The organism is Allobosea sp. (assembly GCF_048595345.1).
GTDB lineage: Bacteria > Pseudomonadota > Alphaproteobacteria > Rhizobiales > Beijerinckiaceae > Allobosea.
The window spans coordinates 1-12,868 of record NZ_JBMDWH010000042.1; the positions used below are offsets into that span (position 1 = coordinate 1).

The following is a 12,868-nucleotide window of genomic DNA, read 5'->3' on the forward strand; positions in this document are numbered from 1 at the left end:
CAATTGTTCGACGAGACCGTCAAGCCCGAGCACATGCTCGCACCGGCCTGAGCGGAGCGGGCCATGGCCGAGATCGTCAATCTGCGCCGCGTCCGCAAGCAGAAGGCGCGCGAGGAAGCGGGCAAGCAGGCCGAGCAGAACCGCCTGAGCTTCGGCCGCAGCAAGGCCGAGCGCAGCCTCGCCGCGGCCGAACTGGAGCAGGCGGCGCGCCGGCTCGACGGTCACCGCCTGGACGTTGGCGACGAGCCCGGCAAGCCGTGAGCGCCGAGCGCAAGCGCTCCCTCAGCATCGCCGGCCACCGGACCAGCGTGTCGCTGGAAGATGCGTTCTGGGACGCGCTGAAGCAGATCGCCGCCGCCGAGGGCCGCAGCGTCACCGCCCTCGTCGCCCAGGTTGATTCGACGCGGGGCGACACCAGCCTCTCCTCCGCCCTGCGGCTCCATGTATTGGATCATTACCGGCGGCTGGTGGATGGCTCCAACGGCACCACCTGAGCTGAAAAGTGCGGCCGGCGCGGGGAACCCTCTCCTGTAAGGAGAGGGCAGGGTGAGGTGTCGGCTCCTGGACCAGTTCGCTATCACCCACCCGCAGCAGCGGTCAGGTCACGGTCACGGCGTCCAACGGCCTACCCCTCACCCTGCCCTCTCCCTCCGGGAGAGGGTTCCCCGCGCTGTCCGAGCATCGTTCGGTAGGGACGAAAAATCCCATCGTCGCAGATATTTGGGTGAAAAACTGGAATCAAATCCCCAAGCGCTTGAATCACCCTCTCAATTGAGCGGTACGCCTGGGCGCGCAGGAGCGGGCGTGAGCGGCAGCGGCTGCCTGATCGGTGGGCCTTGCGGCGACAGCGGCACGGCCGGCGGCGACTGCACGGTGCCCTCGGGCGCGCTCGTCCGCGGGGCGCCGGGCAGCAGGAGCGGCTCGTTTTGAGGCTGCGGCGTCGGTGAAGGCGGCGGCTGCGCCGGCGGCCCCCCTGCCCGCTCGGTCGCCGCGCGCGCCCGTTCCTCCGCTTCGGCTCGCCGGCGCGCCTCCGCTTCCGCCCTGGCCTGCTCGGCCATGCGGCGCTGCTCCTCGGCGCGCTGCGCCTCGTCCAGGCGCTTCTGCTCGGCGGCGCGGCGCTCCTCTTCGGCCTTGAGGAACTCCTGCAGCCTGCGCTCGTTCTCGCGCATTTCGCGCTCGGCCCGCAGGCGGCGCGCATGCATCGCCCGCTCCCGCGCATCGGCCTCGAAAGCCTCGACCCGCTCGATTTCCCGCGCCAGCGCCCGCGCTGCGACGGTGTTCGACAGAGCGCTGACGTCGCTCTCGCGCCTGAGATCGTTCAGCGGCCCGCGCCAGGCGATGGCGATCTGCGGCGCGTCGCCGGGCCAGCCCTTGGGCAGCGGCCCGAGCGGCTTCAATGCGAGCCTCACATCGGCCGTCAGCGCGCGCAGATCCACTGTGCCGCTCGCCTCGGCCCGCAGGCCGCTGCGCTCGAAGCCGAAGGGCTGGAGTCGGGCGATGCCCGCCGCCAGCGTAAAGGGCAGCGTCACCTCGCCGAGCGCCCAGGAATCGCGATCCAGCGCATCGCCCAGCCGGTCGCGCAGCCGGGCCGCATCGCTTTCGGAAGCATCCTCGCCGGTGCCGGCGATGATCCTCTCGTAAGCGCGGGGATCGAACCGCGCGAGCCTTGCATCCGACAGGGCAAGACTTCCGGCACCGGACAGGCCGGCGATGAGCCGGGCCGGGCTCTCGCCCGCGCCGCCGAGTTCGATCCGGCCCGAAAGACGGCCGCTGAGCGCCCCCCTGGTCAGTCCGGCGAGATCCACGCTCGAGAGGTCGAGCCGCCCATTGAGCTGCGCCAGCCCGCCATCGCGGCGCAGGGCCATCCGCCCGGCCACCTGCCCGGCGCCGTAGCCGCCCGCAATATCCTCGATCCGCAGCCCATCCGCATCGGCCCGCAGCGTGAAGCGGGCCTTCTGGAGAGCGACACCGTCCAGCGCCACCAAAGTCTCGGCCTCGATGCCGAGGTCGAGATCGGGCCATTCGGCGACGCGCCCGAACCGGCCGGTCGACCAGATCGCCCCGGCCGTCTGAGGAACCGGCCCAAAGGCGGCGGAAACCAGCGCCCTCAGATCGGCGGAGGCCAGTTGCAGCCGCCCGCTCGCGCGCCCCTCGCGCGGCAGGACGAGGGTCCCGCTCGCCTTGGCTGCGCCGAGATGGAGGGTGAGATCGTCCAGGCGAACCGCCTCAGCGCCGGTCTGCAGCCGGGCTCGGATGTCGAGCACCGCATCGGGCACCAGCCGCGCCGCGCCTTCGGGCAGGATCTGCCCCGGCCCGTCGGCCTGCACGGTCAGCACCGCGCCTGCCGCGTCGGGCTCGATCGCGACGGACAGGCCGGGCCCGGCGAGGGTGCCGGCCAGTCGCCCCTCGCCGAGATCGAGGCTGACGCGCCCCGTCCCGCCCCGCTGCGGCACCGGCAGGCCGAGTGCCGCGAAGACCTGGCGGCGGTCGCCGAGATCGAAATTCAGCCGGGCGCGCTGCCAGCTGCCGTCGCGGTCGAGCCGCCCGTCGAATGCGAGCTTGCCGGCGGCGGCCGTTCCATCCGCCACCAGAGCCGTGTCGCCGCTCGCCGCGCGCGTCAGGCGGAAGGCGGTGTCGAGCCGCGAGAGCCCATCGCCGGCGCGGGAAAGCGCCTCGCTCACGCCTGGCGGGAGCAGCGGCCCGGCCAGGGCTGCGAGAGTCTCGAAGCGCGGCGCGCGGATGCGGCCCGCGATTTCGCCGCCCTCCGGCAGGAGAGCGCCCGCGCCGCTGACATCGACGCCACCGAAACCCTCGACGCGCAGGCGGCTCAGCCGCCAGCTCGCGCCCTCGCGCTTGAGATCCAGCGAGGCCTGTCCCGGCGGCGCGTTGCGGAAGCGCGCTCGGGCCAGCGTCAGGGACAGGGCGATCTCGCGGTCTCCGACGAGGCCGGCCAGACTCGTGCCCGGCGGCAGCGTGGTGAGATCGAGCCCACCGATCGTCGCGGTGGCGGCCAGGCGCTGCGGCGAAAGTTCGCCCGCCCCCTCGATCCGCAGGCCCGACGAGCCGGCGACCAGCAGTTTCTCGAAGCTGAGGCCGGCTTTGCTCCAGCGCCCGAGCGCGTCGGCGTCGATGCGCCCGAGTCCGGCGACGAGTTCGGTCAGCGCCGGATCGAGACCGTTGCGGCCCAGCACGAGCGCGACGCGCCGCGCATCCTCGGCCTTGACGGTGACCCGGCCGAAACCGCCATCGCCGTCCAGCCAGCCGGTAAAACCGATCAGCGCGCCGGCCAATCGCGCCGAGGCATTCGCCTCTTCGAGCCCGCGATCATCCAGCTTGCCCCGCAAGGAGAGCGCGGAGATATCCTCGCCGCGCCAGATCAGCTGGTCCAGATCCAGCCCGAGATCGATGCGCCCCGGCAGGCCGGCGAGCGCCCTTTCGAAGCCTTTGCGATCCGCCAGGGCCTGCGTCAGCGCGTCGGCATCGAGCCGGCGGGCCCGCAGCGCCAGCGAGCCCGTGCCCTTCGCCGGCAGGAACTGCCCTTCCCCTTCCAGCCGCGCCGCCCCGCCGGCGAGGTCGAGGGTCAGCCCCGACAGATCGAGCTGGCGGCCGCCCCCCTTGAGGCGGCCGGCGAGCGAGACCGCTCCGCCCGGCGCCAGCGTGAACCCACCCTCGGCCTCCAGCCCCACGGTCTCGGCCCGGCGCGCCAGCAGCACCGCGCCGTCGAAGCTGAACTGCATCTGGTCGCCGGTGAGGAAGGCCTTGGCGCGCAGCCGGCCGCCCTCTTCGATTTCGCCGGTCGTGACGCGGAAGGAGGTGCCCGCGACCTCCCCCTCGACCCGCCAGGGCCCCGCCAGCGTCACCGCCGAAACCTCGGCCGCGATCGGCACGACCGTGACGGGGTCGCGGCCCGGCTCGCGCCAGATCACGGCGGAGCGGCTGATCGTCAGCCGCTCCAGGCTGGCCTGCGGCGGCAGGCCGGCGGCTTTTTGCGGAGGCAGGCGGATCGCCCCGTCCTCATTCGCGGCGAGCGTGACCGTCGCCCCCTCAAGCCTCGCCTGCGCGAAGCGGAACTCCCCGCGCGCCAGCGACGCCAGCGCCAGCTCGACCACCGTACGCTCGATCGTGACGGAGCTGTCGCCGCTTCGCGGATCGCCGATCCTGACCTGGCCGAGGCCGATGCGTGGCGAAGGCAGCAGCCGCAGCTGGATGTCCCCGTCGATCGACGTCTCGAAGCCGAGCGCCTCGGTGAGCCTGGCCTCGAATTGCGGCCGGTAGCTACGCCAGTCGACGAAGCCCGGCCCGATCAGGGCCGCCAGCAGCGCCAGCACGAGAAGGCCGGCGAGAACGGTCAGACTCTCACGCAAATTCCGCTTTATGCCCCTGTCGTCGCGCCATCATGTCGTCATCCGTCATTGCGGGCGAAGCGAAGCGATCCAGGGGACCCCAACCAGAGCGGTTCACTGGGTCTGCCTGCATCGCGTCGTCGCTTCGCGTTCCGCGATGACGGCTGTGTGACCTCGCGTGCCGGATGCAGCCCGCAAATGACGCCAGCTTCGGAGATTTCAGCAAGCGCTTGCCGGGCGCAAGGCGCAACAGCGTCACATCGCGACGATTTTCCCGGGGTTGAGGATGTTCTGCGGATCGAGCGCGCGCTTGAGCGTGCGCATCACCGCCATCGCCTCCGCGCCATGCTCCAGTTCGAGATACTTCATCTTCTTCTGTCCGACGCCATGCTCGCCCGTGCAGGTGCCGCCCATCGCCAGCGCCCGCTTGACCAGCCTGTCGATGAAGCCCTGAACCCGCTCGACCTCGTCCGGGTCCGACAGGTCAACCAGCGGCTGGGTGTGAAAATTGCCGTCGCCGACATGTCCGGCGATCGGCGCGATCAGCCCGCTCGCCTCGATGTCGCGCTTGGTCTCCTCCACGCACTCGGCCAGCGCCGAGATCGGCACGCAGACATCGGTCGCCAGCGTATCGGCGCCGGGCCGCAGCGCCCGGCCGGCCCAGTAGCCGTTGTGCCGCGCCTCCCACAGCCGCGTGCGGTCCTCGGCCTTCGTCGCCCAGTCGAAGGGACCGCCGCCGCAATCGGTCGCGATCTCGCCGAAGCGCTCGGACTGCTCCTTCACCCAGGCCTCGGTGCCGTGAAATTCGACGAAGAGCATCGGCACCTCGGGCAGGCCGAGCTTGGAATGCAGGATGAAGCCCTTGATCATGATTTCGACGAGCAGCTCGATCCGCGCCACCGGAATACCTGTCTGGATCGTCAGGATCGCGGTGTCGCAGGCCGCCTTGATCGAGGGGAAGGGGCAGACGCCCGCGGCGATCGCCTCGGGGATGCCGTGCAGCTTCAGCGTGATCTCGGTGATGATGCCGAGCGTGCCTTCCGAGCCGACGAGCAGGCGGGTGAGGTCGTAGCCGGCCGAGGTCTTCCGGGCGCGGGTCGAGGTCCGGACGATCGAGCCGTCGGCCATCACCGCCTTCAGCGCGAGCACATTGTCCTTCATCGTGCCGTAGCGGACGGCATTGGTGCCGGAGGCCCGCGTCGCCGCCATGCCGCCGATCGAGGCGTCGGCGCCCGGATCGATGGGGAACATCAGCCCCTGGTCGCGCAGATGCTCGTTCAGCTCCTTGCGGGTGACGCCGGCCTCCACCACCACGTCGAGATCCTCGGCATGGACCGCGATGATCCGCTTCATCTGGGACAGATCGATGCAGACGCCGCCATGGATCGCGTTGACATGACCCTCCAGCGAGGTGCCCGTGCCGAAGGCGATGATCGGCACGCCATGGGCCGCGCAGATCTTCACGATTTCGGCCACTTCTTCCGTACTCTGCGGAAAGACGACCGCATCCGGCGGCAGGTTCGGGATCCAGGTGAGCGTGTGGCCATGCTGCTGGCGCACGGCGAGGCTGGTGACGAGCCGGTTGCCGAAGCGGGCGGCCAGCGCCTGCGTCACGGCCTCGATCGCCGCCTTCGGCGGCGGCATCGGGGCAGCGGCGGAGGGTTCATGAAGCGACACGGCGGACAGGCTCATCGTGATGATTCCGGCTTTCGGAGTGGTGTTGAAGAGGCTTCGATTCGCTTCGGGTTACCCAATGGCCACAGCCCCCGCCCTTCCGGTCGCGATGCCCGAAAGGACGGCTGACGCCGCAGCGATTTGATGCATAGTAGAGCAAGCGATGAGGGAATGGGCAGTGGATTTCTCGCCGCACGGCCTTGAGCGAAGCGCCTGACACGGGAGGCGATCATGAAGACCGAGACACGCGCCCCGGCGCTCTTCTTTGCGCCCTTCGTCTCCTCCGCGATGCGGGTGGAGCCGCAATGGATCGACTATAATGGCCATCTCAACATGGCCTATTACCATGTGCTCTTCGACCGGGCGGTGGACGAGGTGTTCTCGCTGGTCGGTCTCTCGCGTCATTACGTCGAGACCCGCCAGGCCTCGACCTTCACCGCCGAATGCCACATCCTCTACAAGCGCGAGCTGACCGAAGGCGACCTCGTGCGTATCACCGCGCAGCTCATCACCTTCGACGACAAGCGGCTGCATTACTATCTGGAGATGCGCCACGCCCATGAGGGCTGGCTGGCCGCCACCAGCGAGAACATGTCGCTGCATGTCGATATGGTCGATCGCAAGGTGACGCCCTTCCCGCCGGACATCCTCGCCAATCTGGCGCTGATGAAGGCCGCCCATACCCGGATGCCGCTGCCGGCCAGCATCGGCCGCATCATCGGCATGCCGCACAAGAGCGCCATCGAGGTCGGCGAGCGGGAAATGGCCGACGCCGAGGATGGCCAGACGCGACATTGACGATCGGTGTAATGGTCAGGCTTGACCCGACCATCTCGTAAACCAGCTCATCCTGGTCGTCAGATGCTCGGGTCAGGCCCAAACATGACGCCGCTCACGCCTTCCGCACCACCGCCCGCACCGCATAGCCGCGGAACGGCGCTTCGACCTGGCAGCTCGCGCCGGCCTCTTCCGCCAGCGCCCGCACCACCGCCGGCAGATCCTCGCGCGGCGTGACATGGAACAGCGCCAGCCAGCGCCGCAGAACGGCCTTGAAGGCCGAAGGCAGGCCGGCCTGATCGCCGAAATCGACGATGTGCAGCGAGCCGCCCGGCGACAGGCGGGCGATCGCCTCGGCCACAACCGCCTGCCAGGGCGGGATCATCGACAGCGCGTAGGAGATCACGATCCGGTCGAAGCCGGGTTGGCCGAACAGAGCCTGCGGGTCGAAATCGCTCGCATCCGCCTGGGCGAGCCTGATCCGCCCGCCGAGACCGGCACGCTCGACCGCGCCATGGGCCGTCTCCAGCATCGCGCTCGAGACGTCGAGCCCGTAGCAGTCGCAGCCCGGATAGCGCCTGGCGATGCCGATGAGGTTGCGCCCGGTGCCGCAGCCGATCTCGAGGATCGTATCCTGCGCACGCGGCGCGAGCCCTGCGATCAGCCCGTCGCGGCCGAGCAGATAGAACTTCCGGCTCGCGTCGTAGATATGGCGCTGATGCCGGTAGATGCTGTCCATCAGCCCGGCGGCGGCCCCCTCTCCGGGGGCCTCGGCGGCACTCACGCGGCCGCTCCCGGCAGGGTGTAGAGGTGGAAGCCGCCATAGATCGCCGAGCGGTCCTGCCGGCAGAGTTCGCGGCTGCGCGCCTCGTCGTAGTGCCACTGGTCCAGGACCGCCGCGGGCACGCGCCCGGGCAGTAGCCGCTCATCGGCCGCGGTGCGGAAGATCACCCGGGCACCGGGCTTGGCCGTGCGGGTGATCTGCGTCCACAGCGCGGTGAGATCGGCATCGTTCATCCAGTCCTGCGCGTCGAGCAGCACATAGGCGTCGCAGCTCTTGGCGGGCTGCTCCTCGAGCCAGGTCGTCACCGAGCCCTGGCGATAGGAGACGGCCCCGGACCGCTCCTTCACCGTCTCGAAATGGCGGGGCTGGAGATAGGGCGGCAACGCCGCGTCGGGGCCCTCCGCATAGCGCCGGCCGAAGGCCTGCTGCGCGAAATAATTGTCCTTCAGCGGGAAGTCGCAGGCCAGCCGCTCCAGCCGCAGCCGCAGCGCGCCGAGCATGCCGTCATCGCCATCGGCCGCGAGCGCCTTGTATTGCGCCGGCGGAATGCCGAGCCCGTAGAGCGAGGCCGGCTGGCGCACCAGCCAGCGCACCAGCCGCTTCCGGAACACCGGAGCCAGATGCGTCTCGTAAAGCGCGCGCTGCTCGGCCAGATCGCGGGCCGCCAGCAGGGCCTTGGGGTCGGCGCCCAGCAGCCGGGCCAGCAGATGGCCCGTGCCGATGAAGCGGCCGAGCAGCCCATGGCGATAGAAGCCCTTGGCGAAAAGGTTGACGCGGCGGCGCCGGTCGAGCCCCCTGCCCTCCCAGTAGCTGCGCGAGACGGCGTCGAGATGCGGCGCGATTTCTCGGTCGTAGAAGGCGACATTCGCCTTGTCGTCCGCCCGGCCGAAGAAGCGCAGGAAATCGGCGTGGCTCTGCATGCGCGCCAGCGCCGCGAGCTTCAGCCGGCCGAGCGCGATATGGGCGCCGTTGAGATCGACGGCGCTGACCTTGATCGGCGCCGCCGTCAGATAGGATAGGATGTTGCAGGAGCCCGAGGCGATGGCGACGACATGGTCGTCCGCCTTCAGCGACAGCGCGTCCATGTCGACCACCGGGTCTTCCCAGATCTGGGGATAGACAAGGCCCGAAAAGGCGCGGGTGAACAGCCATTCCTGCAGCCCCGCCTTGGACAGCGGTTTGCTGCGCTGAACCGCGGTGCTCAACTCCAGCGTCGTCGTGCGTCGAACCGTCCGTGCCGTCTGCGCCACTTTGGGTCTCCTCCCTCAAGGTGGCGAGCCGCCTAGAGGAGTCGCGTGACGCTGAGGTGACGGCGGGTCGGGCGAGGCGACGAAACGGTGGCGGTCCCGCCTTCGTGAACGCGCCGGCCCGGACGCCGGGGCTGAAAATTCGGCCGCCGATCGCCATATTGGCCAGGACGAAACGCGGCGTCGCTCACGGGGAGCGGCGCGGCCGACACGAGGAGATCGCGATGGGACTGTCCAGCCTGTTCGGCGCCGAGAAGAAGCAGGAGAGCTTCCCCTTCCAGCTGACCGATGCGGAGTGGCGCGCGCGCCTGACCCCGGAGCAGTACCGCATCCTGCGCGGCCACGGCACGGAGCGGGCCGGCTCCTGCGCCCTCAACTACGAAAAGCGCGCAGGCACTTTCTCCTGCGCCGGCTGCGGCCAGAAGCTCTTCAAATCCGGCAAGAAATTCGAGAGCGGAACCGGCTGGCCGAGCTTCGACCAGCCGTTGGAGGGAGCCGTCGGCACCTCGGAGGACTATGGCTTCGGCATGCACCGCACGGAGGTGCATTGCGCCAATTGCGGCGGCCATCTCGGCCATGTCTTCCCGGACGGCCCGCCGCCCACCGGCCTGCGCTACTGCATCAACGGCGAGGCGATGACTTTCGAGGCGGAACAGGGCGGATAAATCCATGAAGAGCGCAGGATCCCCTCTCCTGTAAGGAGAGGGGATCCTGCGCTGCCCGCGCCCATAACTGCACACGAAAGTGCCGAGGGTAGGCGCAATCCCGCCAATCACCTCCTATATTGCCGTGAGAACGAATCACGCACGAGCAGCTTGCGCCCTTGTCCGATTACGAAATCCCCTCGGCCCCGATGCCCCGCCCCGGCGGTCTCGCCGCCCGTGCCGCGGCGCAGCCCTCGGCCGGCTATCTCAACGGGCTGAACCCCGAGCAGCGCCAGGCCGTCGAGGCGACGGACGGGCCGGTTCTCGTGCTGGCCGGCGCCGGCACGGGCAAGACCCGCGTGCTCACCACCCGCATCGGCCACCTGATCTCGACCAGCCGCGCCTACCCCTCCCAGATCCTCGCCGTGACCTTTACCAACAAGGCCGCGCGCGAGATGAAGGAGCGCGTCGCCCATCTCGTCGGCTCGGTCGCGGAGGGCATGCCTTGGCTCGGCACCTTCCACTCCATATCGGCCAAGCTGCTGCGCCGACATGCCGAATTGCTCGACCTGCGCAGCGACTTCACCATTCTCGACACCGACGACCAGATCCGCCTGATGAAGCAGGTGATCCAGGCCGAGGGGCTGGACGAGAAGCGCTGGCCCGGCCGCATGCTGGCGGGCTTCATCGACTCGTGGAAGAACCGGGGCCTGGCGCCCAAGGACGTGCCGGCGGGCGAGGCCGCCGTGTTTGGCGGCGGCAAGGGCGGCAAGCTCTACGCCGCCTATCAGGAGCGGCTGCTCGCGCTCAATGCGGTCGATTTCGGCGATCTGCTGCTGCACTGCCTGACGCTCTTTCGCGAGCATCCGGACGTGCTGCAGACCTATCACGAGCGCTTCCGCTACATCCTCGTCGACGAGTATCAGGACACCAACACCGCGCAATATCTCTGGCTGCGCCTGCTGGCGCAGGGGCGCCGCAACATCTGCTGCGTCGGCGACGACGACCAGTCGATCTATGTCTGGCGCGGTGCGGAGGTCGACAACATCCTGCGCTTCGAGCACGACTTTCCGGGCGCGACCGTGATCCGGCTGGAGCGCAACTACCGCTCCACCGGCCATATCCTCGCCACCGCCTCCAAGCTCATCGCGCGCAATGAGGGCCGCCTCGGCAAGACGCTCCGCACCGAGGGCGAGCCCGGCGAGAAGGTGACGATCACCGGCGCCTGGGACAGCCAGGAGGAAGCGCGCCTGGTTTCCGACGAGATCGAGGCGATGCAGGCCAAGGGCCACGACCTCGGCGAGGTCGCGGTGCTCGTTCGCATCTCCGCGCAGATGCGCGAGATCGAGGAGCGCTTCGTCCAGGCCGGCGTGCCCTATCGCGTCATCGGCGGCCCGCGCTTCTACGAGCGCGCCGAAATCCGCGATGCGCTCGCCTATCTGCGCTGCGTCGTCTCCCCGACGGACGACCTCGCCTTCGAGCGCATCGTCAACGTTCCCAAGCGCGGGCTCGGCGATGCGACGATCCAGCTTCTGCACAACCATGCCCGCGCCACCGGCTTCTCGCTGATGCAATCGGCCCGTGCCGCGGTGGAGAGCGACGAGCTCAAGCCCAAGGCGCGAACCTCGCTGCGCGAGCTGGTCGACGCCTTCGGCCGCTGGTCCGCCCGCGCCGAGCACATGCCGCAGGGCGAGCTCGCTGAGCTGGTGCTGGAGGAGAGCGGCTACACCGAGATGTGGAAGAAGGACCGCTCGGCCGATGCTGCCGGGCGCCTGGAAAACCTCAAGGAACTCGTCCGCTCCCTCGACGAGTTCCCGGACCTGCCGGCCTTCCTCGAACACGTCTCTCTGGTGATGGACGTCGCCGATGGCGATGCCGAGCGCCGCGTCTCGATCATGACCCTGCACGCTGCCAAGGGGCTGGAATTCGACACGGTCTTCCTGCCCGGCTGGGAGGAAGGGCTCTTCCCCAACCAGCGCGCGCTCGACGAGAACGGCCGCGCCGGCCTCGAGGAGGAGCGCCGCCTCGCCCATGTCGGCCTCACCCGCGCCCGCAAGAAACTGAAGCTCTATTTCGCCTCCAACCGCCGCATTCACGGCCTCTGGCAGACCAGCCTGCCCTCCCGCTTCATAGACGAATTGCCGGAGGAGCATGTCGAGGTCGAACAGGCGCCCACCGCCTATGGCCAGGGCGGCTATGGCGCCTCCCGCTTCGAGCGCATGGAAAGCTTCGGCTCCAGCTACAACACCCCGGGCTGGCAGCGCGCGCAGGAGAACCGGGCGAAGGCCGGCGGCGGCAGCGGCTTCTCGGAGAGCGGGCGCGGCTTCGGGTCAGGCAACACTTTCGGCGGCCAGCGCCAGCGCGGCCCGCTCCTGATCGAGGGCGAGCTGACCGCCAAATCCACCGGCGAATCCGCCTATGGCGAAGGCGCCCGCGTCTTCCACGTCAAATTCGGCCCCGGCTCCGTCGCGAGCGTCGATGGCAACAAGCTCACGGTCGATTTCGACAAGGCCGGGCGGAAGATGGTGCTGGACAGCTTCGTGCAGAAGGCGGGGTGAATAATTCTTCGATATCCGCCGCTAATCTCCATCGTCTCAGGCTGGAAAACTCGTCGCGATCCTTTAAAGGCTACCCAAATGACTGAGCCAGTCGAACAACCTAAGCGACGATGTATACTGTGCTTAAGTCTGATAATTGGCCGTACGAAGCCGGAGCATGTATTGCTGAATTCACTCGGCGGCAGAGCTACGGTTCGCAATATCATATGCTCTGAATGCAATGAGCGGATGGGCCGAGGTCCAGACCAAGATCTTGCCGACAGCGTAGCCATGCTCCGAAACATCGGGAACCTGCTCGCGGGCGACGGCGGCACGCCGCCGACGATCCATGGCATGCGCAGCAAGGACATAACTTTCGATGTAAGACCTGGAATGCAGGTGAAGCCTCGACATGAAGGCAAGCAGGTTAGGATAGAAAAAGAGGACAAAGCGATCAACATTGCCGTCGTGGCGACTAGCGAGCCGGAACTTCAGAAATTGATCGGCAATGCGGCGAGAGCTATCGCCAAAGACTTGGGGCACACCGCGCCAGAAGTCATCGAAGCGATCCGCGTGGATCTCCTTCGCGATCACAAGCGCAACGATGCCATAGTTCCCGCACCATCAATCAGGGGCCAGTTTCAGTTTGGGGCCGGCCGGTCGCAGCAATCGATGGCCAAGGCAGCGCTTGTCTTATGGGCGCGCTTGGTAGGCTGTGAGGAAGTAGCCCACTCCCGTTACGATGAGATCAGGCAGTTTATCGAGCATGGCGATAAGCCCGATGACCCAACGGAGCTCGTCAAACTCGACTATAGAGCACTTCCGATGGTTCGGATGAGTTCGGCAGCAACCCCAATATAAT

Annotated in this window: 10 protein-coding genes; 6 read left to right on the forward strand and 4 right to left on the reverse strand. The window is 68.5% G+C overall.

Features of this window, described 5'->3' with window-relative positions; translation table 11 throughout:
• Positions 1 to 63 precede the first annotated feature (63 nt).
• Both ACOJTB_RS04835 and ACOJTB_RS04840 read left to right on the forward strand, forming a co-directional pair.
• The gene (locus ACOJTB_RS04835; RefSeq protein WP_420101387.1) at positions 64 to 261 is read left to right on the forward strand and encodes a DUF4169 family protein; all 198 of its coding nucleotides are present in this window, start codon (positions 64 to 66) and stop codon (positions 259 to 261) included.
• Positions 258 to 494: a ribbon-helix-helix domain-containing protein gene (locus tag ACOJTB_RS04840; RefSeq protein WP_420101388.1), complete on the forward strand. Its 237-nt coding sequence runs from the start codon at positions 258 to 260 to the stop codon at positions 492 to 494. The genes ACOJTB_RS04835 and ACOJTB_RS04840 overlap by 4 nt, the downstream gene beginning before the upstream one ends.
• A 273-nt stretch (positions 495 to 767) precedes the next feature.
• Here ACOJTB_RS04840 and ACOJTB_RS04845 read toward each other — a convergent pair whose 3' ends face one another.
• Both ACOJTB_RS04845 and ACOJTB_RS04850 read right to left on the reverse strand, forming a co-directional pair.
• Entirely contained in the window at positions 768 to 4,364 is a 3,597-nt protein-coding gene (locus ACOJTB_RS04845; protein WP_420101389.1) for an AsmA family protein, read from the reverse strand.
• Between the two features lie 234 nt (positions 4,365 to 4,598).
• Positions 4,599 to 5,987 (reverse strand): FAD-binding oxidoreductase, encoded by a 1,389-nt coding sequence (locus tag ACOJTB_RS04850; protein ID WP_420101414.1) that lies wholly within the window; start codon positions 5,985 to 5,987, stop codon positions 4,599 to 4,601.
• A gap of 261 nt (positions 5,988 to 6,248) precedes the next feature.
• Between ACOJTB_RS04850 and ACOJTB_RS04855 the strand changes: the two genes are divergently transcribed.
• Positions 6,249 to 6,815 carry a thioesterase family protein gene (locus ACOJTB_RS04855; RefSeq protein WP_420101390.1) on the forward strand — a complete coding sequence of 189 codons (567 nt, stop codon included), beginning with the start codon at positions 6,249 to 6,251 and terminating at the stop codon, positions 6,813 to 6,815.
• Positions 6,816 to 6,909: 94 nt separating this feature from the next.
• Here the strand turns inward: ACOJTB_RS04855 and ACOJTB_RS04860 are convergent, their stop codons facing one another.
• Together ACOJTB_RS04860 and ACOJTB_RS04865 are read right to left on the reverse strand one after the other, a co-directional pair.
• The gene (locus ACOJTB_RS04860) at positions 6,910 to 7,533 is read right to left on the reverse strand and encodes a class I SAM-dependent methyltransferase (protein ID WP_420101415.1); all 624 of its coding nucleotides are present in this window, start codon (positions 7,531 to 7,533) and stop codon (positions 6,910 to 6,912) included.
• Positions 7,534 to 7,574: 41 nt separating this feature from the next.
• The gene (locus ACOJTB_RS04865) at positions 7,575 to 8,828 is read right to left on the reverse strand and encodes a BtaA family protein (protein ID WP_420101391.1); all 1,254 of its coding nucleotides are present in this window, start codon (positions 8,826 to 8,828) and stop codon (positions 7,575 to 7,577) included.
• A gap of 221 nt (positions 8,829 to 9,049) precedes the next feature.
• Here ACOJTB_RS04865 and msrB point away from each other — a divergent pair, with 221 nt between their 5' ends.
• From msrB to ACOJTB_RS04880, 3 genes are all read left to right on the forward strand, one after another.
• Entirely contained in the window at positions 9,050 to 9,490 is a 441-nt protein-coding gene (gene msrB / locus ACOJTB_RS04870) for a peptide-methionine (R)-S-oxide reductase MsrB (protein ID WP_420101392.1), read from the forward strand.
• Between the two features lie 188 nt (positions 9,491 to 9,678).
• Positions 9,679 to 12,027, forward strand: a complete 2,349-nt coding sequence (locus ACOJTB_RS04875) for an ATP-dependent helicase (protein WP_420101416.1) — start codon at positions 9,679 to 9,681, stop codon at positions 12,025 to 12,027.
• 78 nt (positions 12,028 to 12,105) lie between these two features.
• Positions 12,106 to 12,867 carry an HNH endonuclease gene (locus tag ACOJTB_RS04880; protein ID WP_420101393.1) on the forward strand — a complete coding sequence of 254 codons (762 nt, stop codon included), beginning with the start codon at positions 12,106 to 12,108 and terminating at the stop codon, positions 12,865 to 12,867.
• The last annotated feature ends 1 nt before the right edge of the window (position 12,868 follow it).

Bases quoted from the DNA above. Each gene is read 5' to 3' on its own strand.
- ACOJTB_RS04835 (WP_420101387.1), top strand. From the start codon at position 64: ATGGCCGAGATCGTCAATCTGCGCCGCGTCCGCAAGCAGAAGGCGCGC.
- ACOJTB_RS04850 (WP_420101414.1), bottom strand. From the start codon at position 5,987: ATGCCGCCGCCGAAGGCGGCGATCGAGGCCGTGACGCAGGCGCTGGCC.
- ACOJTB_RS04855 (WP_420101390.1), top strand. From the start codon at position 6,249: ATGAAGACCGAGACACGCGCCCCGGCGCTCTTCTTTGCGCCCTTCGTC.
- ACOJTB_RS04860 (WP_420101415.1), bottom strand. From the start codon at position 7,533: ATGGACAGCATCTACCGGCATCAGCGCCATATCTACGACGCGAGCCGG.
- msrB (WP_420101392.1), top strand. From the start codon at position 9,050: ATGGGACTGTCCAGCCTGTTCGGCGCCGAGAAGAAGCAGGAGAGCTTC.
- ACOJTB_RS04875 (WP_420101416.1), top strand. From the start codon at position 9,679: ATGCCCCGCCCCGGCGGTCTCGCCGCCCGTGCCGCGGCGCAGCCCTCG.
- ACOJTB_RS04880 (WP_420101393.1), top strand. From the start codon at position 12,106: ATGACTGAGCCAGTCGAACAACCTAAGCGACGATGTATACTGTGCTTA.